This is a genomic window from Polynucleobacter paludilacus (assembly GCF_018687595.1).
Taxonomy (GTDB): Bacteria; Pseudomonadota; Gammaproteobacteria; order Burkholderiales; family Burkholderiaceae; genus Polynucleobacter; species Polynucleobacter paludilacus.
In genome coordinates this window covers 1355759-1381038 of record NZ_CP061298.1, presented here as the reverse complement: position 1 = coordinate 1381038, position 25280 = coordinate 1355759, and the positions used below count along the sequence as shown (strand labels likewise).

At 47.8% G+C, this 25280-nt stretch carries 27 protein-coding genes; 10 read left to right on the top strand and 17 right to left on the bottom strand.

Annotated elements, in window-relative coordinates:
• Positions 1–7: 7 nt before the first annotated feature.
• The gene (gene dnaJ, locus AOC06_RS07295) at positions 8–1138 is read left to right on the top strand and encodes a molecular chaperone DnaJ (protein ID WP_215379827.1); all 1131 of its coding nucleotides are present in this window, start codon (positions 8–10) and stop codon (positions 1136–1138) included.
• A gap of 6 nt (positions 1139–1144) precedes the next feature.
• Here dnaJ and panB read toward each other — a convergent pair whose 3' ends face one another.
• The 6 genes from panB to AOC06_RS07265 are packed head-to-tail and all read right to left on the bottom strand — an operon-like array spanning position 1145 to position 6425.
• The gene (gene panB / locus AOC06_RS07290) at positions 1145–1963 is read right to left on the bottom strand and encodes a 3-methyl-2-oxobutanoate hydroxymethyltransferase (RefSeq protein ID WP_215379824.1); all 819 of its coding nucleotides are present in this window, start codon (positions 1961–1963) and stop codon (positions 1145–1147) included.
• Between the two features lie 17 nt (positions 1964–1980).
• Positions 1981–2508: a 2-amino-4-hydroxy-6-hydroxymethyldihydropteridine diphosphokinase gene (gene folK / locus AOC06_RS07285; RefSeq protein ID WP_215345258.1), complete on the bottom strand. Its 528-nt coding sequence runs from the start codon at positions 2506–2508 to the stop codon at positions 1981–1983.
• A 41-nt stretch (positions 2509–2549) separates the two neighbouring features.
• The gene (pcnB, locus tag AOC06_RS07280; RefSeq protein ID WP_215381886.1) at positions 2550–3971 is read right to left on the bottom strand and encodes a polynucleotide adenylyltransferase PcnB; all 1422 of its coding nucleotides are present in this window, start codon (positions 3969–3971) and stop codon (positions 2550–2552) included.
• A 4-nt stretch (positions 3972–3975) separates the two neighbouring features.
• Positions 3976–4662, bottom strand: coding sequence for a histidinol-phosphatase (locus AOC06_RS07275; RefSeq protein WP_215345259.1), 687 nt, complete (start codon positions 4660–4662; stop codon positions 3976–3978).
• A complete protein-coding gene (gene hda / locus AOC06_RS07270; RefSeq protein ID WP_215379822.1) occupies positions 4659–5426 on the bottom strand; it encodes a DnaA regulatory inactivator Hda in 768 nt (255 codons plus the stop codon). The genes AOC06_RS07275 and hda overlap by 4 nt, the downstream gene beginning before the upstream one ends.
• A 9-nt stretch (positions 5427–5435) precedes the next feature.
• The gene (locus AOC06_RS07265) at positions 5436–6425 is read right to left on the bottom strand and encodes an AI-2E family transporter (RefSeq protein ID WP_215379819.1); all 990 of its coding nucleotides are present in this window, start codon (positions 6423–6425) and stop codon (positions 5436–5438) included.
• A gap of 72 nt (positions 6426–6497) precedes the next feature.
• On the opposite strand from AOC06_RS07265, the gene purM reads away from it, so the two are divergent.
• Positions 6498–7550, top strand: coding sequence for a phosphoribosylformylglycinamidine cyclo-ligase (gene purM / locus AOC06_RS07260; protein WP_215379816.1), 1053 nt, complete (start codon positions 6498–6500; stop codon positions 7548–7550).
• Here the strand turns inward: purM and miaA are convergent.
• Entirely contained in the window at positions 7547–8539 is a 993-nt protein-coding gene (gene miaA / locus AOC06_RS07255; protein WP_215379814.1) for a tRNA (adenosine(37)-N6)-dimethylallyltransferase MiaA, read from the bottom strand. The two genes, purM and miaA, sit on opposite strands and share 4 nt — an antisense overlap.
• Positions 8540–8628: 89 nt before the next feature.
• On the opposite strand from miaA, the gene AOC06_RS07250 reads away from it, so the two are divergent.
• Positions 8629–9258 (top strand): VTT domain-containing protein, encoded by a 630-nt coding sequence (locus AOC06_RS07250; RefSeq protein WP_215381884.1) that lies wholly within the window; start codon positions 8629–8631, stop codon positions 9256–9258.
• 6 nt (positions 9259–9264) lie between these two features.
• Here the strand turns inward: AOC06_RS07250 and AOC06_RS07245 are convergent, their stop codons facing one another.
• A complete protein-coding gene (locus AOC06_RS07245; protein ID WP_215336173.1) occupies positions 9265–10107 on the bottom strand; it encodes a SirB1 family protein in 843 nt (280 codons plus the stop codon).
• A 5-nt stretch (positions 10108–10112) separates the two neighbouring features.
• Complete coding sequence (gene murJ / locus AOC06_RS07240) at positions 10113–11666, bottom strand: murein biosynthesis integral membrane protein MurJ (protein WP_215379812.1); 1554 nt, start codon at positions 11664–11666, stop codon at positions 10113–10115.
• A 165-nt stretch (positions 11667–11831) separates the two neighbouring features.
• Between murJ and rpsT the strand changes: the two genes are divergently transcribed.
• Positions 11832–12098 (top strand): 30S ribosomal protein S20, encoded by a 267-nt coding sequence (gene rpsT / locus AOC06_RS07235; protein ID WP_112205133.1) that lies wholly within the window; start codon positions 11832–11834, stop codon positions 12096–12098.
• Between the two features lie 80 nt (positions 12099–12178).
• Here rpsT and AOC06_RS07230 read toward each other — a convergent pair whose 3' ends face one another.
• The gene (locus AOC06_RS07230) at positions 12179–12487 is read right to left on the bottom strand and encodes a DUF3579 domain-containing protein (RefSeq protein WP_215345266.1); all 309 of its coding nucleotides are present in this window, start codon (positions 12485–12487) and stop codon (positions 12179–12181) included.
• 119 nt (positions 12488–12606) lie between these two features.
• On the opposite strand from AOC06_RS07230, the gene argF reads away from it, so the two are divergent.
• The 3 genes from argF to ppnP are packed head-to-tail and all read left to right on the top strand — an operon-like array spanning position 12607 to position 15182.
• Positions 12607–13587, top strand: a complete 981-nt coding sequence (gene argF, locus AOC06_RS07225) for an ornithine carbamoyltransferase (protein WP_215345267.1) — start codon at positions 12607–12609, stop codon at positions 13585–13587.
• A gap of 24 nt (positions 13588–13611) precedes the next feature.
• The gene (locus AOC06_RS07220) at positions 13612–14844 is read left to right on the top strand and encodes an argininosuccinate synthase (RefSeq protein WP_215379810.1); all 1233 of its coding nucleotides are present in this window, start codon (positions 13612–13614) and stop codon (positions 14842–14844) included.
• A 32-nt stretch (positions 14845–14876) separates the two neighbouring features.
• A complete protein-coding gene (gene ppnP / locus AOC06_RS07215; protein WP_215345269.1) occupies positions 14877–15182 on the top strand; it encodes a pyrimidine/purine nucleoside phosphorylase in 306 nt (101 codons plus the stop codon).
• Positions 15183–15245: 63 nt separating this feature from the next.
• On the opposite strand, the gene AOC06_RS07210 is transcribed toward ppnP, so the two are convergent.
• A complete protein-coding gene (locus AOC06_RS07210; protein WP_215345270.1) occupies positions 15246–15704 on the bottom strand; it encodes a DUF192 domain-containing protein in 459 nt (152 codons plus the stop codon).
• A gap of 105 nt (positions 15705–15809) precedes the next feature.
• Positions 15810–16013 (bottom strand): cold-shock protein, encoded by a 204-nt coding sequence (locus AOC06_RS07205; protein ID WP_112205123.1) that lies wholly within the window; start codon positions 16011–16013, stop codon positions 15810–15812.
• A 277-nt stretch (positions 16014–16290) separates the two neighbouring features.
• Between AOC06_RS07205 and clpS the strand changes: the two genes are divergently transcribed.
• The 3 genes from clpS to AOC06_RS07190 are packed head-to-tail and all read left to right on the top strand — an operon-like array spanning position 16291 to position 19209.
• On the top strand, positions 16291–16647 hold the full coding sequence (gene clpS / locus AOC06_RS07200; RefSeq protein ID WP_215345356.1) for an ATP-dependent Clp protease adapter ClpS: 357 nt from the start codon (positions 16291–16293) through the stop codon (positions 16645–16647).
• Positions 16644–18950: an ATP-dependent Clp protease ATP-binding subunit ClpA gene (gene clpA, locus AOC06_RS07195; RefSeq protein ID WP_215379808.1), complete on the top strand. Its 2307-nt coding sequence runs from the start codon at positions 16644–16646 to the stop codon at positions 18948–18950. The genes clpS and clpA overlap by 4 nt, the downstream gene beginning before the upstream one ends.
• A 25-nt stretch (positions 18951–18975) precedes the next feature.
• Positions 18976–19209, top strand: a complete 234-nt coding sequence (locus AOC06_RS07190) for an Hc1-related histone H1-like protein (protein WP_215345272.1) — start codon at positions 18976–18978, stop codon at positions 19207–19209.
• A 56-nt stretch (positions 19210–19265) separates the two neighbouring features.
• On the opposite strand, the gene dut is transcribed toward AOC06_RS07190, so the two are convergent.
• The 5 genes from dut to AOC06_RS07165 are packed head-to-tail and all read right to left on the bottom strand — an operon-like array spanning position 19266 to position 25268.
• On the bottom strand, positions 19266–19715 hold the full coding sequence (dut, locus tag AOC06_RS07185) for a dUTP diphosphatase (protein ID WP_215345273.1): 450 nt from the start codon (positions 19713–19715) through the stop codon (positions 19266–19268).
• Positions 19716–19742: 27 nt separating this feature from the next.
• The gene (gene coaBC, locus AOC06_RS07180; RefSeq protein ID WP_215379806.1) at positions 19743–20954 is read right to left on the bottom strand and encodes a bifunctional phosphopantothenoylcysteine decarboxylase/phosphopantothenate--cysteine ligase CoaBC; all 1212 of its coding nucleotides are present in this window, start codon (positions 20952–20954) and stop codon (positions 19743–19745) included.
• A 9-nt stretch (positions 20955–20963) separates the two neighbouring features.
• On the bottom strand, positions 20964–21446 hold the full coding sequence (lspA, locus tag AOC06_RS07175) for a signal peptidase II (protein ID WP_215345275.1): 483 nt from the start codon (positions 21444–21446) through the stop codon (positions 20964–20966).
• 17 nt (positions 21447–21463) lie between these two features.
• A complete protein-coding gene (gene ileS / locus AOC06_RS07170; RefSeq protein ID WP_215379805.1) occupies positions 21464–24325 on the bottom strand; it encodes an isoleucine--tRNA ligase in 2862 nt (953 codons plus the stop codon).
• A complete protein-coding gene (locus tag AOC06_RS07165; protein WP_215379802.1) occupies positions 24318–25268 on the bottom strand; it encodes a bifunctional riboflavin kinase/FAD synthetase in 951 nt (316 codons plus the stop codon). The genes ileS and AOC06_RS07165 overlap by 8 nt, the downstream gene beginning before the upstream one ends.
• Positions 25269–25280 lie beyond the last annotated feature (12 nt).

The following is a 25280-nucleotide window of genomic DNA, read 5'->3' as shown; positions in this document are numbered from 1 at the left end:
ACAGTTTGTGTCTAAAAGTAAACGCGATTATTACGAAGTCCTTGGGGTCTCCAGAAGCGCCACTGATGAGGAGTTAAAAAAGGCTTATCGCAAGTTGGCGATGAAGCATCATCCAGATCGCAATCCGGACAGTAAAAGTGCTGAGGCTGACTTCAAAGAAGTAAAGGAAGCTTATGAAACCCTAAGTGATTCCAATAAACGTGCTGCTTATGATCAGTATGGTCATGCTGGAGTTGATCCTTCAATGGGTGGGTTTGGTGGTGGCTTTGGCGGAGGTGGATTTGCTGATGCCTTTGGCGATATCTTTGGCGATATCTTTGGTCAGGCTGGTGGACGTCAAGCGGGCCCTCAGGTCTATAAGGGCGCCGATCTGCGCTACAACATGGACATTACTCTTGAGCAGGCCGCAGAGGGTTACACCTCGCAGATTAGAGTACCTAGCTGGAGCAATTGCAAGACTTGTCATGGTAGTGGCGCTGAGCCTGGCAGTAAGCCAGAGAAATGCCCTACTTGTGATGGCCATGGCCAAGTCCGTATTCAGCAAGGCTTCTTCTCGATGCAACAGACTTGTCCTAAGTGTCGCGGTACTGGTGAATACATTCCCAAGCCCTGCAAGAGCTGTCATGGTAGCGGTAAGTTAAAAGAACAAAAGACTTTAGAAATCAAAATTCCAGCAGGAATTGATGATGGTATGCGCGTACGCTCAGTGGGTAATGGCGAGCCTGGTATTAATGGCGGCCCATCCGGTGATCTGTATGTCGAGGTTCGGGTAAGGCCGCATCCAGTCTTTGAGCGGGATGGCAGTGATCTGCATGTGCAGATGCCGATCTCTTTTGCGACTGCCACAATGGGTGGAGAAATTGAAGTTCCAACCTTATCAGGTCGAGTAGAGTTTCCGATTCCAGAGGGCACTCAGACAGGTAAAACTTTCCGACTCCGCCATAAAGGAATGAAGGGTCTACGCTCCTCATTGCTTGGGGATCTTTTCGTGCATGTTGTTGTAGAAACACCCATCAAACTTTCTGAAGAGCAAAAGAAGTTACTGCAGAAATTTGATGACAGCCTGAAATCCGGTGGTGACAAACATAACCCGAATCAAAAGGGATGGTTCGAGAGCGTGAAAAGCTTTTTTAACTAATGGGCTTTAGCCTGAATAGCCATGCTCAGGCCCTGGAAACTTGCCTGATTTCACTTCTCTAACGTAGGCTTTGACCGCGCCTTCGATGGAAGCTTGACCTTCCACAAAGTTTTTTACAAACTTTGGTTGGTGTCCTGCGCTGATACCCAGCATATCTTGTAGCACCAATACCTGACCAGAGCAGTCTGGGCCGGCACCAATGCCAATCGTAGGAATTGATACAGATTCAGTGATTTGCTTACCAAGTGAAGACGGGATTGCCTCAAGCACAACCATTTGTGCACCAACTTGCTCACAAGCAAGGGCCTGTTCATGCATGATCTGCGCGGCAGTCTTGGTTTTACCTTGCACCTTAAATGAGCCGAGTAAGTGAATGGATTGTGGCAATAATCCGAGATGAGCACAAACCGGAACACTACGCTCGACTAAGTATTGAATGATTTCGAGTTGCCAGTCCCCGCCACCTTCGAGCTTTACCATGTCGGCACCAGCGCGCATCAGCTGCGCAGCAGAGTCTAGTGCCTGAATGGGATCGCCATAGCTAGCAAAAGGAAGATCAGCAATCAGAAAAGCATGAGTGTTGGCACGAACGACACACTGGGTGTGATAGACCATTTGCTCTACAGTGACAGGAGTAGTTGAGCTTTGACCCTGAATCACATTACCTAATGAGTCCCCAATCAAAATACTTTCCACACCACAGCGATTCAGAAGTGCTGTCATAGTGGAATCGTATGCCGTCAGCATGGTGATTTTCTCTCGCTCTGCATGCATCGAGAGAAGTTTGGAGATGTTGATTGGCTTGTCGCCCTGTAAGTAACCCATGGCGTGAGTTTAATGAATTACTGTACCGATTGGCTATAAACCGTGTTTTCACCACAATTACAGTTGCGACAGGAGAGTTTTTCGATTCGTTGATGAGCAACTTTGGGTAAATGGCTCTTGAGTTCCCCGAATTGAGGGTCAAAGAAATCTGGGGCAATTTCTAGGAGGGGAAGCAAAACAAAGGAACGTTCAATAATTCGTGGGTGGGGCAGGATTAGGTTAGTCTCATTTTGAGTGACACCCTCAAAAAAGAGAATATCGAGGTCCAAGGTGCGGGGCGCATTTTCATAGGGACGCTCGCGACCAAACTCTTGTTCGATCGTTTGGCAAACATGGAGCAGGCCATAGGGGCTCAGTTCGGTATCCACTTCAACTACTGCATTGATGTAGTCGCCGCCTAAAGCATCTACTGGAGCGCTTTGATAGAAGCAACTCTTGGCGGTGATAGTCAGCTCGCAACGTAGGGCTAGGCAAACGATGGCATCAGTGATGATCTGACGCGTATCACCAATATTCCCACCAAATCCGATAAAGGCTTGAGCCATGTTAGTTCCAAATTTGCAATGAAACTACTTTACTGAAGTTTTTATATTTCTGCTGAACCTGCCCCACTATCCGTGGGTAAAGTGCTTTTGGGTTTTCTGCGACGGCGTCTTTTGGCTCCGTAGGGAGAGCCAACCGAGTTACCCACCTCATTTTTAGCTGAAACCATCAAGGCTTCTTGTCCTGCGGGGTCGGCATCGATAAAGCTAGTCCACCACTCACCTAAAGAGGCTTTTTGTTCCCCGGTGGCACACCGTAGCAACATAAAGTCATACCCCGCCCTGAAGCGAGGGGATTCGATTAAGCGGAAGGGGTAGCGTCCTACCCGTTTTTCAAAGCGAGGCTGCATTGACCAAATCTCGCGCATATCACTCTCAAAGCGACGTTGAATGGTCATGCCGCTACTCTGGGCGGCAATGGTGTCATCCATGGCTGCATGCAAAGCTGGAATGTTTGACATGCCGCTGGCGATATTGTTTTGCCAATTCTTTAAAAGCTCAGGCCATAACAAGGTGGCAAAAAGAAACCCTGCCGAAACACTTTTTCCTGACTGAATGCGTTGGTCGGTATTGGCTAAAGCCAGTTTGACAAAATCATTGGCGGTCTTGGAGCTCTCTTTGCTATCGAGAATGTGATCGAGTAGCGGTAACAGGCCATGATGAAGTCCTGCTTCACGCAGGCCTTGAATGGCTGCCCAGGAATAACCTGACATGAGGAGTTTCAGAATTTCATCAAATAGGCGCGCTGCTGGTACATCATGAATTAATGCGCTCAATTCAGCGATGGGCGCCGCAGTTGCAGAATCTAAAGTAAAACCCGTTTTTGCTGCAAACCGAATGGCTCGCAACATCCGAATAGGGTCTTCGCGATAGCGTTTGGCCGGATCCCCGATCATCCGCAAGGTTTTCTTTTGCATATCAGCCATACCGCCGTGATAATCGAGTACGGTTTCGGTAGCAGGGTCGTAATACATGGCGTTGATTGTGAAATCGCGGCGAGCAGCATCCTCGCCTTGCGAGCCCCAGACGTTATCTCGCAAAATCCGACCGCTCTCAGCGACATGATCGCCAGCGTTATCTAGCAAGGCGCGAAAGGTCGAGACCTCAATAATTTCTGGATGGGCCTTGCCAAAAAAAGTCACATGGACGATCTGAAAGCGTCTGCCTATCAAACGTGCCTTACGAAACAATCGCTGGACTTGGTCTGGGGTGGCATTGGTGGCTACATCAAAATCTTTAGGTCCGATACCCAGAACCAGATCGCGAACTGCACCCCCAACAATAAAGGCCTCATAGCCTGCTTGTTGTAGTGTATGAGTGACTTTGACGGCATTCTTTGAAAGTAAATGGGGATCGATACGATGGGTTTTTTTAGGGATCCTTTTGGGCGCATGTGCAGGGCCTATATGCGCACCGCGTTCCATAGGGTCGCGACGCATGATCCGTTTAATGAATTTAGTAATCATGAATTCATCGCTCAGGAAATAAATCGAGGATAGGCCAATTGCGTTTGCTTGCTTCTTGACGCAAACGCTCATCGGGGTTCGTTGCTACTGGATGCGTCACTTTTTCTAGGAGTGGCAAATCATTAATAGAGTCTGAATAAAAATAACTTTTCTTGATCTGATCTAGAGAAAGTTGCTGACTCTGAAGCCATTCATTCACTTTCAGAATCTTTCCCTCACGAAAACTAGGAATGCCTTGGACTGCGCCAGTAAATGGGGCGTCTGCTGCAGGGCTGGCGGTTGCTGGCTCGGTTGCAATGAGATGTTCAATCCCAAAGCGCTCCACAATCGGTCGTGTCACAAAGCTATTGGTTGCGGTGACAACACAGCAGATATCCCCAGCATCTTGATGGCGCCGAACCAGATCGCGCGCTGCTGGTCTTAATTTGCCGGTGATGACTTCATCCATAAACGCATCGTGCCATGCTTTGAGTTGGGCACGAGAATGTTCTGACAAGGGTTTGAGAGCGAAGCGTAAGAAGCGATCAATGTCTAACTTACCCTCTTTATAGTCTTGATAGAAGCGTTCATTTTGCTCAGCATAGTATTGGCTATCAACAACTCCAATGCGGGCTAAAAATTGCCCCCACTCATAATCGCTATCGCAGGGTAATAGTGTGTGATCAAGATCAAAAAGCGCTAATTGGGTCATGCAGTATTTTTTCCTGACTGTAAAAGTTCCCGCACTAGCGGAAGTGTCACAGCCCGTTTTGTTTCCAGTGAATAGGCATCTAAAGCATCTAACAGAGCCATTAAGTTTGGCATATCTCGATAAAACCGATTTAATAACCAAGGCAAGACTTCGGGAGAAAGCATTAAGCCTCGGTCACGCGCTGCAGTCTCGAGTGCTTGTATTTTCTCATCATCATTGAGTAATTGGGTCTGAAAGATCAAACCCCAGCCCAGTCGAGTGCGTAGGTCCTCGCGTAAATGCAAATGATTAGGGGCAGCACTACCGGCCATAAATATATAGATTTCTTGGCTCGCTTGAACACTATTCAAAATTCTGAATAGGGCGGCAACCTGACGATCATCGAGTTGATCTACATCATCTACGGTGATAACAGAGGGCCGTGTATCTTGGCTCAGGCCGACTATTTTTTCTTCCAGATTGACCCAAGAAATTGGTTCATTGGGGGTTAGTGAAAAATACGCTAGCCCTAAGTCTGCTGCGGCATTGCTAATGGCTTTTAATAAATGGGAGCGTCCTGAGCCTTGTGGCCCCCACCAATAAATCCAGCGTTGATCAAGGGCGTTGGTATTGTGATTATGCTCAGGATCTTGCCAGCGACTAATGGATTTACGAAGGGCATCCACTAAAGCCAAGTCTTTACCAGGCAAATAATTGTTCAGACTTGCGGGAGGGGTGTGGCTGAGATCGAGAGCAAATTGTCTTGGTAGAGGGGTCTTATTCATTACTACAGTCTATTTCTGATACCAAGAGCTCTGTTGATAGCGTTGCCAAGCAAATTTGACGAGAACCAATGTCACTGCGCTAATGGGTAGTGCGAGTAATACGCCGAAGAAACCAAACAATTGCCCGAAAAATAATAAGGCAAATAACACTGCTACTGGATGGAGTCCAATTCGCTCTCCCACTAGGCGTGGCGTGAGAAAAAAGCCCTCGATCATTTGGCCACCACCATAAACTGCCATGACCCCGATCATGTGAATATCGACGCCGAATTGGAGTAAGGTTGTGATGATGGCTAAGCTAAAACCTAAAGCAATGCCGATGTAAGGAATCACAATCATTAATGCGGTAAAGATACCCAGAGGAATTGCGCCATTCAAGCCCACAAGAGAAAGGCCGCAGCTGTAGTAAGTAGCCATGATCGTAATGACAATGAACATCCCTCTGAGATATTGGGATAACAGAGCGTCTGCTTGCATTGCTAATTGCTGAACAGTTGCTTGCGCTCTTACAGGAATCAACTTTTTGAGAAACTGAAAAAAATGATGCCAATCGAGCAGCAAGTAAAACATTACAAAGAGAATCAGCACTGAATTGATAAAGGCAGTTGCTAAGGAGCTGCCCGACATTAATACGGTGTCAAATGTTGTGCTCATCAAACTATCGGCGTTGTCGCTGAGATGTTGGGTGATCTTTTGAGTGGCTGAAGTTTGTAAGCTGCCCCAATCGAGTTGGATATGAAACTGGACGAGCTTGGGTTCAAGCCAAGCTTGGATGTTTTGGATCCAATCGGGCGCCTGGGAGCGAATGAGGGGAATTTCTTGTTTTAGGAGGCTGCCAAAGAGTGCCAGAATGGAAAACAGAACGATTAAGCCCAGTACCATTGAAATTAAGGCGGCAACTGGATGAGGCAGGCGCTGCCGTCCAAGCCACGTGCAAACGGGTCTTAGAATGTAAGCAAGAATAAATGCTGCTAAAAAAGGAGTAAAAATTTCAGCCATCACGTCCGATCCTCTAGAATGCAATGATTCTAACGACCAAGTGCTGTTTTTTACTAATCTTCCAGATCTGACATGACTTCATCTAGTTCCTCATCCTCCAAGGGCCTTTCTTATCGTGATGCTGGCGTCGATATCGACGCCGGAGATGATTTGGTTGATCGGATTAAGCCTTTGGCCAAAAAAACCATGCGCGAGGGTGTTTTAGCTGGTATTGGGGGCTTTGGGGCTTTATTTGAGGTGCCCAAGCGCTATCAGGAGCCTGTCTTAGTGTCTGGTACCGACGGGGTCGGAACTAAGCTTCGCTTGGCTTTTGAGTGGAATCGCCACGACACCATCGGCCAAGACTTGGTGGCGATGAGTGTCAATGACATTCTGGTCCAGGGTGCTGAACCTCTCTTTTTCTTGGATTACTTTGCTTGTGGCAAGTTGACAGTAGACACTGCTGCAACTGTGGTGGGTGGCATTGCTAAAGGATGCGAGCTAGCAGGATGCGCATTGATTGGTGGTGAAACTGCTGAAATGCCAGGCATGTATCCTCCGGGTGAATATGATCTTGCGGGATTTGCGGTAGGTGCAGTTGAAAAATCCAAAATTATTAATGGCTCAACCATTGTCCCTGGCGATGTCGTGCTTGCGATCGCCTCTAGCGGCGCGCACTCTAATGGTTACTCATTGGTTCGAAAAATTATTGAGCGGGCCGGCGCAAAGCCAAGCGATGATCTTGGAGGTCTGGCTCTCGGCGATGTCGTAATGGCTCCAACTGAAATCTATGTCAAACCTCTCTTGAAGTTAATTGGCGAGCTGAACGTTAAAGGTATGGCCCATATCACCGGTGGTGGTTTGGTGGATAACGTCCCTCGCGTGCTTCCCGAAAATACGCAAGCAGTCTTGCATCGGGATAGCTGGGAAATGCCCGCACTCTTCCGTTGGTTACAAATGAAGGGCGGCGTTGCCGACGCAGAAATGGTTCGGGTCTTTAACTGTGGCATTGGGATGGTGGTGATCGTCTCACCTGATCAGGCTGATACTGCGATTGCTTCATTAGCAACCCAAGGGCTCAAAGCGTGGGTCGTGGGTGAAGTGCGCGAACTTCCACCAGGCGCCCCACAAACTATCGTTATCTAAATTTTTAGAGTTTCTTGGCAGTACGCTAAAGCAGCTTCGAGTTCTTTTGGGTTAAACGAATCAAACACTTTGCGTCCTGCGATCGCTCTAAGCCAAGTAAGCTGACGTTTACCAAGTTGTCTGGTAGCTGCTAAGGCCTTGTAGCGCATCTCTTCCAAAGTTGTTTTACCTTCCAAATACTCCCATGCCTGTCGGTAGCCGACTGAGCGAATCGCTGGTAAGTCAGCATGAAGTCCGGGATTTTGTCGTAAGCCTTCGACCTCTTCTATAAATCCCTGCTTGAGCATTTGATCGAACCGTTTCTCGAGTAGGCCATGGAGTTTTGCGCGATCACTGGGTTCTAGAGAAACTAATGTGATCCATGAAGGAATGTCGGAGCCTTCGCGACCATCTTCGATTGGCGCATCAGCCAACCATGCCGACATGGTTTTGCCGGTAGCCTCATAAACTTCTAAAGCACGTTGCACGCGTTGTGAATCATTTGCCTCGAGGCGTTGCGCTGTGATGGGATCAATCAAGGATAGTTTTTGATGCATTGCAGGCCAGCCGAATTGTTTTCCTTCTTCATCAAGACGAGCACGAATCTCTGGGTTGGCCGGAGGCAGGCTCGAGAGACCAAAGGCCCATGCCCGCCAATAAAGCATAGTGCCGCCAACAATGATTGGAATGTTGCCGCGCTCACGAATAGTAGTGCAGAGTTTTTTTGCATCGTTTGCAAAGCGCGCAGCTGAATAGGACTCAGTTGGGTCCAGAATATCAATCAGATGGTGGGGTACTGCAGCCCGTTCGGCGAGCGTGGGCTTAGCGCTACCGATATCAAGACCGCGATAGACCAAGGCAGAATCCATGCTGATGATTTCAAGAGCTTTCCCTCGAGATTGAGCCTGCTCCGCTAGCATCATCGCTAGATGGGTTTTGCCGGAGCCAGTCGGACCAACAATACATAAGACTGGTGAATGCTCGGGCTGAATGTGAAGTTCAGTTTGCATACCAAATTATAGGGTCAATGTATTGATCGCACAGCCTGTTAATATCACTTTCAAGCAAATGATTGGAGTAAAGATTGATTGATACCTTAATGCAATTGGGCGACCTGTTTTTACACATTGATCGCCACTTAGATTTAGTCATTGCGCAATATGGTTACTGGGCTTATGGCTTTTTGTTTGCTATTGTCTTTGCAGAAACGGGCTTAGTAGTTGCCCCCTTTCTGCCAGGCGACTCTCTGCTCTTTATTGCCGGCGCCTATTGTGCGACAGAGCATTTCAATATGGGTACGCTGTCGATTGGCTTGGTATTGGCTGCAGTATTGGGCAATACCGTGAACTATTTCATTGGGCGCTGGATTGGTCATCGGGTCTTTAGTAGTCAATCGCGTTGGATCGACCAAAAGGCTTTGCGAAAGACACACGGCTTCTACGAAAAACATGGTGGTAAGACGATTGTGTTGGCCAGATTTTTGCCAATTATTCGGACCTTTGCACCATTCATTGCTGGCGTCTCGGAGATGAACTTCGCCCGCTTTCAATTATTCAACATTACGGGCGCACTATTGTGGGTTGTGATCCTGGTAGTAGCAGGATATTTTTTTGGAAATATTCCCGTGATTCGTCAGAACCTCAACATCATCGTTTTAATTGGGGTTGGTGCTGCTGCACTGCCCGTGATTCTGGCTGGTCTCTATAAAATCTTTAAGCCCAAATCCTAAGTTGCTTCAATGCAGCTTGGTTTGGCCCTCGAGAGTAGCAATGTGATCGCGAATTTCAGTCGCATCTTCTGCCTCAGGTGACTCGCGCAAATACCGCTGCATATCGGCTAAGGCTGGACGCAAATACTCTAGTTGGGCAAAGATGAGTCCGCGATCCCGAATTTCTTCCAATGAATCGGGTAGCAAAATCACTAGACGCTCTTGAACGCCTAGCAGTCGCTCCCAGCGCTCATGTTCGGAGTAAATCATTTTGAGGTTTCTCAAAAAGCGCGACAGAATTTCTCTGGGGCTTGATGCACGCAAAAAGATATTCAAGGGCAAGCTCAGCTCACCGCGGTAACCCTTGGCATCTAGATATGGATCAAGCATCTCTTGTAATTCGTTTTTCGAGAGAGATGCGCCTGTAAGCGGATCCATAATGATCTCGCCTTGCTGCAAGGAGATGCGCATCATGAAGTGATTTGGAAAAGATACCCCGCGGATCTTCAAGCCAATTTGATTGCCTAATTCCATCATCAAGATAGCTAAGGAAATAGGAATGCCACGACGGTTATCAATGATCTGATGCAGATAGGAATTCTCGGGAGCGTAGAAATCGTTTGGATTTGGACCAAAACCAAGTTCGGTATAAAAGTAATGTTTCAGAATCTGCAGGCGCTGGATCGCAGAAGTTTCTGGCGTAATGCGAGTCTTGAGTTTCTCTGCCATTTGATCAATATGATCAAGTACTCCTTGCACATCCAGGTCGGGGTAGGCGTGCTGGGCAATTGCGATAGCCGCTTCAGTTAAGGGGAGGTGTTCGTCCTCAGCAACTAAGGAGGCAAAGTAGTCGAGTTGTTGGGTTGGCATAACTCCTATTTTGCATGACGCAGAAATTTTTGCCAGCGAATTCCGACTAAAGCCAGGGCGGCAAAGTAAACGGCGCCGGCGGCTATTAACCAGCCTGCTAATAAGCCAATACGGGTCCAGGGCGCCGAGCGTAGCTCAATCCAGTCATGGGCTCCAGCTGCGTAATACAGCAGCAGGGAGAAGGGGATGAGCGCAAAAAATAATTGGGCCAAGTATTTCCCCCAAGGATGAGATGGTAAAGCCCCGCGCTTTCTCAGGCCTATCCATAAAAGGCTAGCGTTGAGGCAAGCGCCCACTCCTACTGAAAGTGCCAGGCCAGCATGACCTAGCCAAGGAACAAAAATAAGATTAGCTAGCTGAGTGCAGACCAAGACGATCAGACCAATTTTGACGGGCGTGCGGATATCTTGCCGAGAATAAAAACCAGGAGCCAAAATTTTGACCAGGATCAGACCTATTAAGCCGACGCCATATGCTGACAGGGCATGCTGGGTCATCACCACATCGACTGCATTAAATTTGCCGTAGTTATAGAGCGTCGCCGCAATTGGTTGCCCAAACAAAAAGAGGGCGATTGCGCAAGGTGCTGCCAACAGGAAAGTCAATTGCAGCCCCCAGATAAGCAATTCTCCAGCGTGCTCTAAATCGTTTTGCGCATTGGCTTTGCTGAGGCTGGGAAGTAAAACAGTACCGAGAGCAACACCCAGCAATGCCGTGGGAAACTCCATTAGTCGATCTGCATAGGACAACCAGGAAACACTTCCAGCTGGCAAACGAGAGGCGATATTGGTATTGATAATGAGTGAGATTTGCGCCACCGATACCGCAAAGACTGCAGGGCCCATCAGACGGAGTACTCGGCGAGCCTCGGGATTGCGTGCTGCACTCACAATTACGCCAGGCAATAGCGCGATGCGAGGTAATAGTCCCAAGCGAGAAAGGGCTGGAATCTGAATCGCTAATTGCAAAACGCCCCCCAATAGAACGCCACAAGCGAGGCCATAAATGGGTTGCGCCAGATGTGGCGAGAGGAAAATCGCCCCAGCGATCAGGGAAAGATTGAGAAGAACAGGAGTAAAAGCCGGAATAGCGAAACGCTGGAAGGTATTGAGGATGCCCGCTGAGAGCGAGACCATCGATATCAAGCCGATATAGGGAAACATGATGCGGGTCATGACTACGCTTGCCTCATAGGCGGGACCACCATCAAAACCCGTAGCAATCACCATAATCAGAACTGGGGCGCCCAAAACGCCCAAGATGACCGTAAGCAGTAAGGCCCAAAACAAGAGGGTTGCCACCGCATTGATCAGGATTTGGGACTGCTTTACATCCCCTTGGCTGGAGACCTCGCCCAAAATCGGCACAAATGCTTGGGAAAAGGCCCCTTCAGCAAAGAGACGCCGCAGCAAATTCGGGAGTCGGAAGGCCACATTAAAGGCGTCTGTCCACTCTGAAGCCCCAAAGCTACGGGCAATCAGCGTTTCTCTGAGGAGTCCCGTAATACGGGAAATCATGGTCAGGGAACTGACTTTGGCGGCAGCAGAAAGCAGGTTCATGGGGGGATTTTCCCCTATTTATCAAGCAACTGGGCTTTTTTGAGCCTTTCGGGTAAAATCTTGGGTTTTGGTGGACTCCTTCCTTCACGGAAGTCAGACGGTGGCAGTCCAAATGAATTTTTTAACAAATCGTAGTTTGTAATTTTTTAGGCAAGGTTTAAAGAGATGGCCAATACCGCACAAGCGCGTAAACGCGCACGGCAGGCAGTAAAACAGAATGAGCACAATTCCAGCTTACGTTCTAAGCTGCGTACTTCTATTAAGACAGTACGTAAAGCAATTGAGGCTGGTGATAAGGCAACTGCTGCAAAAGTTTTCGCAGCAACCCAAGCTACTATCGACAAGATTGCTGACAAGAAGATTGCTCATAAAAATACTGCAGCACGTCAGAAGTCCCGTTTGTCTGCAGCTATCAAGGCAATGGCAGCGTAAGTTTTTTAGATTTACTGGCTGGCAAGGGAGTGTTCTTGCCTGAGCCCGCTCCTGATCCGAGCGGGTTTTTGTTTTTAAGACTAGGTGCGTGATTGAGGCTCGAACTCACAAGCCTCTTCAATTGGTAGTCCATTGTCTTTGGCAAAGTTCACGACAAAGTCGAGTGCGCGTGGGTCGAGGTCTCCCAATCGAGTATCGATGACAACGCATTTGACTTGTGCGATCAGGACAGGTGTTACGTAGGGTGAGTAGGTAAAGCGAGGGTCTCCAGATTCACCTGGGGGTCTGAAGGATGCCATCACACCGCACAGGCGTTCAGCCCAATCGCTGGGCCTAAAGGGCTTGCCTGAGCTTGTAATGCCTTGAATAAAAAGCTTTTTGTGGTTCAAGTTTGCGTCAGCGTTAGAGTAAAGGATCAAAGTAGCTCAGATCACTAGCTTAACAGTGCAAAGTGGTCTTAAGATGACTTTAGTAATTATTTTTATGTAGATGAATGTTGGTATAAAAAATGCAAGCTCAAAATGCAGTAGCTAGCTCCACCAAAACTTCTCTGGCAAAACCCCAGGTCCCAGGGCAGGTCAAACACTACTTACAGTTTGCCGATCTGACTCGTGAGGAATATGACTACCTTTTATTGAGAGCGGCTTGGCTGAAGGCTAAATTCAAAAGCTACGAGACTTGGCATCCATTACATGATCGCACGCTTGCGATGATCTTTGAGAAGCACTCTACTCGAACCCGTCTGTCTTTCGAGGCAGGCATTCATCAGCTCGGCGGACATGCGGTTTATCTCAATACCCGTGATACCCAATTAGGTCGGGGTGAGCCAGTTGAAGACGCAGCCCAAGTCATTTCTCGAATGACTGACATTATTATGATTCGCACTTTTGGTCAGGAGATCATCGAGCGCTTTGCTGCAAACTCCCGTGTGCCAGTAATCAATGGTTTAACCAACGAATACCATCCATGCCAAGTCTTGGCAGATATCTTCACTTTTGTGGAGACGCGTGGCCCCATACAGGGCAAGACAGTAGCTTGGGTGGGTGATGCCAATAATATGGCTTACACCTGGTTGCAGGCTGCTGAGAAACTCGATTTCCAATTACGCTTCTCTGCCCCAGCCGGTTATCAGTTAGATATGTCTCGTATTGGTACCAATGCTTTAAAGCATTTGACCATTTGCGCTGATCCTAAAGAAGCCTGTAAGGGTGCTGATTTAGTCACCACGGATGTTTGGACCAGCATGGGCTACGAAGAGGAAAATTCCACTCGTATGAGCGCATTCAAAGACTGGATTGTTTCTCAAGAGCTGATGTCCTTAGCAAAACCCAGGGCGGTGTTTATGCATTGCTTGCCAGCCCATCGTGGTGAAGAAGTGACTGCAGAAGTGATTGATGGTCCCCAAAGCGTTGTTTGGGAAGAAGCAGAAAATCGTTTGCATGTTCAAAAAGCCTTGATGGAGTATTTGCTCTGCGGTCGTTTGGATTAACTATTTTTTGGATTGAATGGAACTATGTCTGATATTAAAAAAGCCGTACTAGCCTACTCAGGTGGTCTCGATACCAGTGTGATCCTGAAATGGTTACAAGATACTTATCAATGTGAAATCGTCACCTTCACTGCTGACTTGGGTCAGGGTGAAGAGCTTGAGCCTGCAAGAACGAAGGCTCTGCAATTTGGCATCAAGCCTGAGAATATTTTTATCGATGATCTGCGTGAAGAGTTTGTGCGTGATTTTGTATTTCCGATGTTCCGCGCCAATACAGTTTATGAAGGTGAGTATTTGCTGGGTACTTCAATTGCAAGACCGCTGATTGCTAAGCGCCAAATTGAGATCGCTCGCAAGACTCGTGCTGATGCGGTATCGCACGGCGCTACTGGTAAAGGTAATGATCAAGTGCGTTTTGAACTGGGTTATTACGCTCTTGAGCCTGGCATTAAAGTGATCGCACCTTGGCGTGAGTGGGATCTACTCTCTCGTGAAAAATTGATGGCCTATGCTGAGAAGCATGGCATCCCGGTCGAGATGAAACACAAGCAAGGTGGTTCACCTTATTCAATGGATGCCAATCTCTTGCATATCAGCTATGAAGGTCGTCATCTCGAGAATCCCAACGCGGAAGCGGAAGAATCCATGTGGCGTTGGACAGTGTCTCCTGAAAAAGCGCCCGATGCAGCGCAAATCATAGAAATTGAATTTCGTGCTGGCGATCCTGTTGCTATCGACGGCAAAGCCTATAAGCCTCATGAACTCTTGGCTGAGCTCAATCGCTTAGGTGGTATGCATGGTATTGGCCGCTTAGATTTGGTTGAAAACCGTTTTGTTGGTATGAAGAGTCGTGGTTGTTATGAAACGCCTGGTGGCACTATATTGCTCAAGGCCCACCGCGGAATTGAAAGCATTACCCTTGATCGTGAAGTGGCACACCTGAAAGATGACTTGATGCCTCGGTATGCTAGCCTGATCTATAACGGCCTATGGTGGTCTCCTGAGCGCTTAGCTTTACAAACCTTGATCGATCATACCCAGCAACAAGTGAATGGGGTGGTTCGTCTCAAGCTCTACAAAGGTTCTGTGTCGGTGATTTCAAGAGATTCTGCTAACACGCTGTTTGATCAGAACATTGCGACTTTTGATGATGACGGCGGTGCGTATAACCAAGCTGATGCTGGTGGCTTCATTAAGCTCAATGCCTTACGGATGCGGATTGCTGAAATTGCAAAACGTAAGCGGGCTACCAAGTAATCACTCATTTAAATCGAATAGAAAGAATCTGTATGCAATTTGATCAAGTTTCTGTAGGTAAAAAAGCCAATGTCTTTTTTGACGGTAAGTGCGTTTCGCATACCGTGACGATGCCTAATGGTGTGCGTAAATCGGTTGGTGTTGTTCTGCCTAGTACTCTTCGCTTTGACCTCAGTACTAAAGAAGTAATGGAAGTGGTAGATGGCAATGCCTTTGTTAGCATCAACGGCGCCCCTGAGCAGGAGTTCAAGACAGGCCAGAGTTGGACAGTTGAGAAGGGTGGCTATTTTATTATTCGCGCTGAAGACCCAGTGCACTACGTTTGCCACTTTGAATAAGCGCTTTGTATGCAAAAGAAAAAGCAGACCTAGGTCTGCTTTTTTATTCATCTTAAAAAGGCGTTATCTTTTAGGCAGCCCCTGAATCACATTGCCAGGAACAATCACCCGATCAGAGAACCATCCTTTGTTCATTTCTAGTGCGTAACGAATGGGTGCTTTTGGGCAGTGGTTGTTGGTGGTGTCGGCTTGCATCTCTTCAATATTCACGATCCTGCCGTCATCAGCAATAAATGCAATGGAGAGTGGTAACTTGGTGTTTTTCATCCAAAAGCAATTACCTGCCTTTTGCTCAAAGATAAAGAGCATGCCGGAGTTGCTAGGCAAGCTAGTCCGATTCATTAGCCCAACTTCTCTGAGATTGGGGTTGTCAGCAACTTCAGCTTGAATGGCATACATGCCCGCTTTGAGTTGAATTGTGGGCAAGCCGGAATTGACTTGGGCATTCGCAGAGAAAGATATAGCGACAAGCAAGGCTATGCAAATACGTTGAGTAAAAAGTAGATGAGAGTTTGGGTTCATGGCGAAGCGGTTGGCCTATAAGGGGAGTATTTTATGGGAAGGAAATTGCGGACGAAAAAAAACCCAGGAACAAGTCCTGGGTTTCTCATAGTGATCTATGGTCTATCAGGCACCTTGAATATTGGTAGCTTGTTTTCCTTTAGGACCTTGGGTAATATCAAACGTTACCTTCTGGCCTTCTTTGAGGGTTTTGAAACCCGCCATAGTAATCGCGCTGAAGTGCGCGAACAACTCTTCTTCACCATCATCAGGTTTGATAAAACCAAAACCTTTTGCATCATTGAACCACTTAACAATTCCGGTCGCCATGCGAACTCCATTACATAAACTTAAAACAACCGTGAAGAGGGTGAATACTTTTTAATCAGTCTCGCTCCACAACACGCCTAAATAGAACTTCTTTTTGAAGTCTACCCCTGATTGTTTGCCCTTTTCCCAAGTGTGTCAAGGAGTTATGTGTATATAAAGACATGAAAACACCCCTTTTTTTATCGAAAAATGCCCCAATATAGGGTTATGGCCTAGTTAAAGAGGAGTTTTCTACTCTAGGCCCCTGTAAATTGAAGTTTGCTGATCTGTGTTTAGAATGGTTCTCATGAGTCGCGCTCCCAAAAATCCCGTATCTGGAAATCCTGTTAATCCTCATGTAGAGGACACGATTCTGCTTGAAAAACAAGCGGAGAAGTTAAAGGCACCATCGATGTTCAAGGTCTTATTAATGAATGACGATTACACCCCGATGGAGTTTGTCGTGATGGTCATTCAGGAGTATTTCAATAAAGACCACGAAACAGCGACGCGCATCATGTTGCAAGTTCATTTGGCCGGCAAAGGTGTTTGCGGAATTTTTACCCGGGATGTTGCTGCTACCAAAGTTCATCAAGTTGTCGAGCTCTCCCGCGAAGCGGGCCACCCATTACAGTGCACCATGGAGGAAGTATGATTGCCCAGGAATTAGAAGTCAGTTTGCACATGGCCTTTGTTGACGCAAGGGCAGCTCGACATGAATTCATTACGGTTGAGCACTTGCTTGCTGCACTGCTTGATAACGCTACAGCGGTGGAAGTTCTGAAAGCTTGCGCAGTCAATATTGCAGAGTTGCGTGCTCAGCTGAAAAATTTCATTAATGACAACACACCGATTGTGCCGGGTAATGATGAAGTCGATACACAGCCTACCTTGGGATTCCAGCGTGTGATTCAGCGTGCGATCATGCACGTGCAATCTACCTCAAGTGGTAAAAAAGAAGTGACTGGTGCCAACGTACTAGTTGCAATCTTTGGTGAAAAAGATTCGCATGCAGTGTATTTCTTGCAGCAGCAGGGTGTAACCCGCCTTGACGTGGTTAACTTCATTAGCCACGGCGTTCGCAAAGACCAAACAGAGCATGCTAAGCCTGCCGACCCTGCTCAAGAGTCTGAGGAAGCAGCATCAAGCGGTAAAGAAAGCCCACTCGACCAATATACCCAGAACCTCAATGCCTTGGCGCGTCAGGGGAAGATTGATCCATTGATTGGGCGCGAGGCTGAAGTTGAGCGCGTTATCCAGGTGCTGTGCCGTCGTCGTAAAAATAATCCACTCTTGGTAGGTGAGGCGGGCGTAGGTAAGACTGCGATTGCAGAAGGCCTGGCCTGGAGAATTGTGAAAGGTGATGTGCCCGAGATTTTGGCTGATGCAACGGTCTACTCACTCGATATGGGCGCCTTACTTGCGGGTACTAAATATCGCGGTGACTTTGAGCAACGCTTGAAGAGTGTTCTGAAATCCTTGAAAGACAGTGCACACGGCATTCTATTTATTGATGAGATTCATACTTTGATTGGTGCAGGTGCCGCCTCGGGCGGAACCTTGGATGCGAGTAATTTGCTCAAACCAGCCTTGTCTAATGGTCAGCTCAAATGCATTGGTGCAACAACCTTTACTGAGTACCGCGGTATTTTTGAAAAGGATGCAGCTCTCTCACGCCGTTTTCAGAAAGTTGATGTGGTTGAGCCAACTGTTGATCAAACCGTGCAAATTCTGCGTGGTCTGAAGTCTCGCTTCGAAGAGCACCATAGTGTCAAGTATGCCGCTGCAGCTCTAGTGGCTGCTGCAGAACTTTCCTCGCGCTATATCAACGATCGTCATTTGCCTGATAAGGCGATTGATGTGATTGATGAGGCTGGTGCTGCTCAGCGTATTCTGCCAAAGTCTAAACAGAAGAAAACAATCGGCCGTCCAGAGATTGAAGAGATTGTGGCTAAGATTGCCCGTATACCGCCCCAATCAGTCACAGTGGATGACCGTAGCAAGCTACAAACCTTAGATCGCGATATTAAGAGCGTGGTGTTTGGTCAAGACCCTGCGATTGAAGCTTTGGCAAGCGCCATCAAGATGACTCGGGCTGGCTTAGGTAAGATCGATCGCCCAATTGGCTCATTCTTATTCTCTGGGCCAACTGGAGTCGGCAAGACCGAGGTAGCAAAACAACTTGCCTATATCTTAGGTATTGAATTACTACGCTTTGATATGTCTGAGTACATGGAGCGCCATGCCGTCAGTCGTTTGATTGGCGCCCCCCCTGGTTATGTTGGTTTCGATCAAGGCGGCTTGCTGACTGAGGCTGTCAATAAGAAGCCCCATTGTGTCTTGTTATTAGATGAGATTGAGAAGGCCCACCCGGACATCTTCAACATCCTATTGCAGGTGATGGATCACGGTACCCTAACTGACAATAATGGCCGCAAGACCGACTTCAGAAACGTCATCATCATTATGACCACGAATGCTGGTGCGGAAGCCATGCAGAAGTCGACCATTGGCTTTACCAATGCGCGTGAGTCTGGTGATGAGATGGCTGATATTAAGAAGTTCTTCACACCCGAGTTCCGCAATCGCTTGGATGCCATTGTCTCCTTTAAGGCCTTGGATGAATCTATCATCATGCGGGTGGTTGATAAGTTCTTAATGCAACTAGAAGAGCAGTTGCACGAGAAAAAGGTAGATGCTACTTTCAGCCCGGCACTTCGCAGTCATTTGGCGAAGCACGGCTTCGATCCTCTGATGGGTGCGCGTCCAATGCAGCGGATTATTCAAGATACCGTTCGCAAGGCCCTTGCCGATGAATTGCTTTTTGGCAAATTAGCCCAGGGCGGTCATGTGGCTGTAGATATTGATGCTGATGGCAAAGTGCTACTTGAGTTTGACGCGCCAAGCATTCCAAAGGCGCCCACTAAGGCAGATATAGCGCCTGCTGAAGAAATTTAACTTACCAATCTAAAAAAAGGAAGATATGTCTCATCACGATAAATTACTGAGTGCTTTGGAGGTTTATAAAGCCGAGAATGAGAAGTTCATGGGTAATGGCATTAAAGCTTCGGCTGCGCGCGCTCGCAAGGCTTTGCAAGAAATTGCTGGATCTTGCAAAGAGCGTCGCAAAGAAATTACTGCTGAAAAAGAATCTCGCGAAGGTAAGGGCGCTGGTATGTCGCAAGACGCTGCTCGCCATGCGCATATCCGGAAGTAAGCTGATTGAGTGATCCTGAAAAACCACCCTCGGGTGGTTTTTAATTGGGGCTGAACTTACGCCCTACCAGTACTGCCAAAACCACCAGCCCCACGGCTAGTCTCTGCAAACTCTTCAACTATTTTGAGTTCAACCTGCTGCACAGGCACGATGACTAATTGCGCAAGGCGCTCCATGGGCTCCAGTGTGAATGGGGTTGATCCCCTATTCCAAGTGCTCACCATGAGCTGCCCCTGGTAATCAGAATCAATTAAGCCCACAAGGTTGCCCAGAACAATGCCATGCTTATGGCCTAAGCCAGAGCGCGGCAGAATCAGCGCAGCATAAGCTGGATTTTCCACATAGATGGCTAGACCAGTTGGTACTAGGACTGTCTGGCCGGGGGCAATCTCAATAGCTTGATCAATACAAGCGCGCAGATCTAGACCGGCGCTACCAGGTGTACCGTAGGTAGGTAATTGTGAACGCATCCGTTCATCGAGAATTTTGACTTGCAATGCTTGCATGGAATTTCCTAAAAGGAGGAGAGTGATTTAAATCTTTTTAGCAACAAGTTGCACCAGCTGACGAGCTAGCAATAACTTATCAGCCTTTTTGAGTGTTTTGCTACCAGTAGCATCAATCACGAGTAATTGATTGAGATCGCTGCCAAAGGTGTCGGGACCAATATTACCAACAATCATCGGAATCCCTTTGCGCTTGCGTTTCTCGGCAGCATGTTCCGCAAGAGCAGAAGATTCTGCTGCAAAGCCAACACAGTAAGGGTGGGGTTTGCCGGCCTTGGTCTTTGCTGTGCTGGCCATATCTAACAAAATATCTGGGTTGGCTACGAAGTCTAATGCTGGGATCTTGCCGCCTTGCCGTTTGATTTTCTCTTTTGAAGGTTTGGCAATACCCCAATCCGCTACTGCTGCAACTGCAAAGAAAATATCGCAGTCGATTGCTTGCATTGCAGCGGCATGCATCACTTTGGCGCTGGTCACATTGGTGCGGAAAATTTTTCCGCTGCTGAGTAGGGGGGTTTCCAGTTCACAAGGGCCGGCGATGAGATGAACCTCTGCACCTGCTTCAACAGCTGCCCGAGCAATTGCAAAGCCCATCTTGCCGGAGCTCAAATTGGTAATACCGCGGACGGGGTCAATAGCTTCGAAGGTCGGGCCTGCCGTGATTAAGACACGTTTTCCGTTGAGCGGCTTAGGTTGAAAGAAGGCAATGAGTTGTTCGGTAATCTCAGCAGGTTCGAGCATTCTGCCCATACCAGTCTCGCCACAGGCTTGACTACCGCTAGCTGGCCCCAGAATCGATACACCATCAGACTCCAGGCGGTTCACGCTTCTTTGGGTGGCTGGGTGATCCCACATCTGACGATTCATGGCGGGCGCTAGGAGCAGGGGACATTCTCTTGCAAGGCAAAGGGTGCTTAATAAGTCGTCAGCCAAACCAAGTGAGAGTTTGGCCATCAGGTCTGCGCTGGCTGGGGCAATGAGAATTGCATCCGCGCCTCGAGACAGTTCGATGTGCGCCATATTATTTGCAATACTGTGATCCCATTGGGAGGTAAAAACGGGGTTGCCACTCAAAGCTTGCATCGTCACTGGTGTGATGAATTGTTGCGCAGCATTGGTCATCACTACTTGAACCTGGGCACCTTCTTGAATCAGCTGGCGCACTAATTCAGCTGACTTATAAGCGGCGATTCCCCCGGAGATACCGAGGACAATTTTTTTATTCAAGAGTGATTGCATGGTGCAAGCTTAAAGGGGTTGGGCCGATTTGCCAAATGCCCTACGTAATTCAGCCAAAATAATGAGGGCTGCACCAATTGAGATGGCACTATCAGCAATATTGAAGGCTGGCCAATGCCAGCTACCGTAGTGATAATCAATAAAATCAATCACAAAACCAAACATCAAGCGATCTAAGACATTGCCTAAGGCGCCGCCTAGAATCAGGCTCAATGCCCACGACATCGTTTTATTCAGCTGAGTACGTGCCAGCAAGTAAACGAGATAGGCTGAAGCTGCTAAACCTAAAAGCGTGAAGAACCAGCGCTGCCAGCCACTTCCTTGTGCCAGAAAAGAAAAGGCTGCCCCTGGATTAAAAAGCAAAAGCCAATTTAGAAAAGGCAATACAGGCTGGGGAATGCCTAGTTGCAAATGACTCAGTGCTAGCCATTTAGTGCACTGATCTAATAGCAGGGCTAAGGTAGCAATTGTGAGTGAATAATAAAGTGGCATGTACTTAAACCAATCGCTTAAGCAAATAAGCGATGTTCACCGCTGGCAAAAAGGTTGCTAATACAGCGGCCACATAAATCGGGATGATCGGCATTACTACCCACATCAGCAGCGTGATGCCAGCAACGACCACATTTTTTACATTGACTGGCCCGTACTGCAATTTCAAGCAGCCCTTGATGGAGCTCAATCGAAGCACTCGAAGTAATCGTGACAAAGCGTAGGTCATTACCTAAACTATTCAGAATTGCAAAATCAGGCTCGGGTAGCTTGATCACCAATTCAGCTTGAAGTGATGAGCCAACGTTGCCTGCTTCACGCTCGATTTCGATTGCTTTGGTTACCTCAGACCGAATCTCCCGAATGCGATGCCATTTAGCCAGTAACTCAGCGGCATTGGCAATTTCAGGAAATTTTCCAAACTCTTCCATGAAGATCGATGCCTTGGCTTGTTCACTGGCAGCATGAGGCAGTACCTGCCAAGCCTCTTCTGCCGTGAAGGAAAGGAATGGCGCAACCCATTTAAGTAGATTCTTTGTAATATGAAAGAGCGCATTCTGAGCTGCACGACGATCAGGAGAATCGGGGGCGCTGGTATATAGGCGGTCTTTGAGGATATCGAGGTAGAAGCCACCAAGATCTTCTGAGCAGAAGCTGAGCATTCGAACAACTGCGGGCTGGAATTCATAAGCTTGATAAGAGTCTTTGACCTCATCTTGCAATTGAGCGGCCAAGGCTACAGCATAGCGATCAATCTCTAACCACTGGTCAGCTGACATAGCATGCTTGCTGGGGTCAAAGTCTGCCAAGTTCGCCAATAAGAAACGCAGGGTGTTACGAATGCGACGATAACTTTCTACTACTCGTTTGAGAATCTCATCGGAGATAGTCATCTCTCCTGAGTAATCCGTCGATGCAACCCACAAGCGAATGATTTCTGCGCCGAGCTTATCGGCAACCTGTTGCGGTGCGATGACATTGCCAACAGACTTACTCATCTTGCGACCTTGTCCGTCTACCGTAAAGCCATGCGTGAGCAATGCCTTATAGGGTGGTTTGCCATCGAGCATCGAGCCGGTTAATAGCGATGAATGAAACCAGCCGCGATGTTGATCTGAGCCTTCGAGATAAAGATCAGCCAGTCTACCTTCAGCGGTTTCTGCTTCTGGGCGATAGAGTTCATGGCGATGCGAGCCCCGAATTACATGCCAATGTGTCGTGCCTGAGTCAAACCAGACATCCAGCGTATCTCGATTCTTTTCGTATTGACCTGCTTCATCGCCAATGAGTTCACTTAATTCTAATTTTTGCCAAGCTTCTATACCGCCCTGTTCAACCCGTTTTGCCACTTCCTCAAGCAGTTCTGGTGTTCTGGGATGTGGCTCACCACTTTCTTTGTGAACCAAGAAAGCCATCGGCACACCCCATTGGCGTTGGCGTGACAAAGTCCAGTCAGGACGATTGGCGATCATGCTGTGTAAGCGCTGCTTACCCCAGCTGGGGAAAAATTGGGTGTTCTCAATGCCAGCTAGGGCAGTTTCTCGTAAGCTAGCCTTGCCATCGCTCGGCTTCTTATCCATGCTAGCAAACCATTGTGAGGTTGCGCGATAAATGATGGGCGACTTGTGGCGCCAGCAATGCATGTAGGAGTGCGTATAGGTTTTATCTTTTAGCAAGCTTCCCGCTTGACGAAGGGCTTCGACAATCTTCGGATTGGCTTTCCAGATAAATTCATTAGCAAAGAGGGGCAACCATGAGGCATAGACGCCATTACCCATCACAGGATTCAGAATCTCTTTGTCAGACAAGCCATGGGCTTTGCAAGATTTGAAGTCTTCCTCACCGTAGGCGGGTGAGGAGTGGACGATGCCAGTGCCAGTATCGAGTGTGACGTACTCCGCAGGATAGATGGGTGATAGACGACGATAACCTTCATCCAATTTTGCCAAAGGATGCCAGAAAGAAATATTCTCCAATTGACTACCTAGACAAGTGGCAAGCACTTTGCCTGCGAGGCCATATTCATCCAAGCAAGTCTCAACGCGGTCTTTTGCCAGAATCAGCAAGGTGTCACCGGTATCTACCAATGCATAGCTGACTTCAGGGTGGACATTTAAGGCTTGGTTAGCAGGCAAGGTCCAAGGAGTGGTGGTCCAAATCACAATCATACCGGGCTTGTTTGGCAATGCATTTAAGCCAAAAGCTGTGGCAAGTGCAGGTAGTTGCGCATCATCAAATGCAAATGCGACGTCAACAGTTGTGTCGGTCTTGTCTTGGTATTCCACTTCGGCTTCGGCCAATGCAGAGCCGCAATCAAAACACCAGTTCACAGGCTTGAGTCCGCGAAAGACATAGCCTTTTTCCCAGATCTTGCCCAAGGCACGAATCTCGTCGGCCTCATTGCGATAGTTCATGGTGAGATAGGGATTATTCCAATCCCCAAGCACGCCTAAGCGCTCAAAATCTTTTTTCTGTTTATCAATTTGTACTTGAGCATAAGCACGCGCTTTCGATTGCACTTCAGCGGTCGGTAGATTTTTACCAAATTGTTTTTCAATTTGAATCTCAATTGGCATACCATGACAATCCCAGCCTGGCACATAGACAGAGTCAAAACCCATCAGCCAACGGGATTTGACGATCATGTCTTTGAGAATCTTATTGACTGCATGCCCAATATGAATATCGCCGTTTGCATATGGTGGGCCATCATGCAAGATGAACTTCGGTTGATGCGCATGTGCCTCACGAATCTTTTCGTAGAGCTTATTTTTTTGCCATTGTGCAACCCATTGTGGTTCGCGCTTGGCTAGATCTCCCCGCATTGGAAATGGAGTATCTAGAAGGTTGACTGGATAGATGTTTTCTTTTTCAGACATAAGTTTTTTTCTGGAAATAATTTCTGGCGTGCTGAGCATCTGCCGCAATGGCATGGGTAAGAGAATTGAGGTCGGAGTACTTTGCCTCATCCCGAATTTTTTCTAAGAGTTCTACGGTAATGACTTTGCCATAAGCATCTTGATTGAAATCAAACACGTGTGTTTCTAGCAAGACACGTCCTTGATCTTCTACGGTAGGTCTAACACCCAGGCTGGCCACAGCTGGCAAAGGCTGGTCAGACAGACCATGAACCTGCGCCACAAAGATCCCGCTGGTTGCAGGTTTGCGATGGTGTAGATGATTTGCGACAGCAAGGTTGAGGGTGGGAAAGCCAAGTTCTCGACCTAATTTTTGGCCATGTATCACGTGACCAGAAATACCGTAGGGACGACCCAGTAATGTACTGGCAAGGAGCATATCCCCACTTGCTAATGCATCACGTAGCGCAGAGCTGGAGATGCGTTCACCATCTTCAAGAATGGTATCGATGCTTGAAACCTCAAAACCATATTTTTTGCCAGAAGCTTGTAAGCTCTCAAAATTACCTGCCCGTTTGGAGCCATAACAAAAGTCGTCCCCAATCAAAACCCACTTTGCATTCAGGCGCTTCAGCAGAATCTCCGAAACAAATTCTTCTGGGGTAAGTTTGGCGAAGGCATTATCAAAATGCTCCACCACCACTCGGTCAATGCCGGCATCAGAAAATGCAGAAAGCTTGTCGCGCAGATTCAAAATTCGAGGGGGCGCTTGCTCTGGGGAGAAAAATTCCTTAGGGTGCGGCTCAAAAGTCATGACGCAGCTTACTAGCCCTTTTTCCTTGGCGCCAGTTTTCAGTTGTTGTAGCAGGGCGCGATGACCCCTGTGCACGCCGTCGAAATTACCGATGGTTAAGGCACAAGCTGGTCCTGCAGAAAACTGGGTGGGGCCACGGAATACGTTCACAAATCGCTTTCA

Bases quoted from the DNA above. Each gene is read 5' to 3' on its own strand.
- panB (WP_215379824.1), bottom strand. From the start codon at position 1,963: ATGGGTTACTTACAGGGCGACAAGCCAATCAACATCTCCAAACTTCTC.
- folK (WP_215345258.1), bottom strand. From the start codon at position 2,508: ATGGCTCAAGCCTTTATCGGATTTGGTGGGAATATTGGTGATACGCGT.
- pcnB (WP_215381886.1), bottom strand. From the start codon at position 3,971: ATGATTACTAAATTCATTAAACGGATCATGCGTCGCGACCCTATGGAA.
- AOC06_RS07275 (WP_215345259.1), bottom strand. From the start codon at position 4,662: ATGACCCAATTAGCGCTTTTTGATCTTGATCACACACTATTACCCTGC.
- hda (WP_215379822.1), bottom strand. From the start codon at position 5,426: ATGAATAAGACCCCTCTACCAAGACAATTTGCTCTCGATCTCAGCCAC.
- AOC06_RS07265 (WP_215379819.1), bottom strand. From the start codon at position 6,425: ATGGCTGAAATTTTTACTCCTTTTTTAGCAGCATTTATTCTTGCTTAC.
- purM (WP_215379816.1), top strand. From the start codon at position 6,498: ATGACTTCATCTAGTTCCTCATCCTCCAAGGGCCTTTCTTATCGTGAT.
- miaA (WP_215379814.1), bottom strand. From the start codon at position 8,539: ATGCAAACTGAACTTCACATTCAGCCCGAGCATTCACCAGTCTTATGT.
- AOC06_RS07250 (WP_215381884.1), top strand. From the start codon at position 8,629: ATGCAATTGGGCGACCTGTTTTTACACATTGATCGCCACTTAGATTTA.
- AOC06_RS07245 (WP_215336173.1), bottom strand. From the start codon at position 10,107: ATGCCAACCCAACAACTCGACTACTTTGCCTCCTTAGTTGCTGAGGAC.
- murJ (WP_215379812.1), bottom strand. From the start codon at position 11,666: ATGAACCTGCTTTCTGCTGCCGCCAAAGTCAGTTCCCTGACCATGATT.
- rpsT (WP_112205133.1), top strand. From the start codon at position 11,832: ATGGCCAATACCGCACAAGCGCGTAAACGCGCACGGCAGGCAGTAAAA.
- argF (WP_215345267.1), top strand. From the start codon at position 12,607: ATGCAAGCTCAAAATGCAGTAGCTAGCTCCACCAAAACTTCTCTGGCA.
- AOC06_RS07220 (WP_215379810.1), top strand. From the start codon at position 13,612: ATGTCTGATATTAAAAAAGCCGTACTAGCCTACTCAGGTGGTCTCGAT.
- ppnP (WP_215345269.1), top strand. From the start codon at position 14,877: ATGCAATTTGATCAAGTTTCTGTAGGTAAAAAAGCCAATGTCTTTTTT.
- AOC06_RS07210 (WP_215345270.1), bottom strand. From the start codon at position 15,704: ATGAACCCAAACTCTCATCTACTTTTTACTCAACGTATTTGCATAGCC.
- AOC06_RS07205 (WP_112205123.1), bottom strand. From the start codon at position 16,013: ATGGCGACCGGAATTGTTAAGTGGTTCAATGATGCAAAAGGTTTTGGT.
- clpS (WP_215345356.1), top strand. From the start codon at position 16,291: ATGGTTCTCATGAGTCGCGCTCCCAAAAATCCCGTATCTGGAAATCCT.
- clpA (WP_215379808.1), top strand. From the start codon at position 16,644: ATGATTGCCCAGGAATTAGAAGTCAGTTTGCACATGGCCTTTGTTGAC.
- AOC06_RS07190 (WP_215345272.1), top strand. From the start codon at position 18,976: ATGTCTCATCACGATAAATTACTGAGTGCTTTGGAGGTTTATAAAGCC.
- dut (WP_215345273.1), bottom strand. From the start codon at position 19,715: ATGCAAGCATTGCAAGTCAAAATTCTCGATGAACGGATGCGTTCACAA.
- coaBC (WP_215379806.1), bottom strand. From the start codon at position 20,954: ATGCAATCACTCTTGAATAAAAAAATTGTCCTCGGTATCTCCGGGGGA.
- lspA (WP_215345275.1), bottom strand. From the start codon at position 21,446: ATGCCACTTTATTATTCACTCACAATTGCTACCTTAGCCCTGCTATTA.
- ileS (WP_215379805.1), bottom strand. From the start codon at position 24,325: ATGTCTGAAAAAGAAAACATCTATCCAGTCAACCTTCTAGATACTCCA.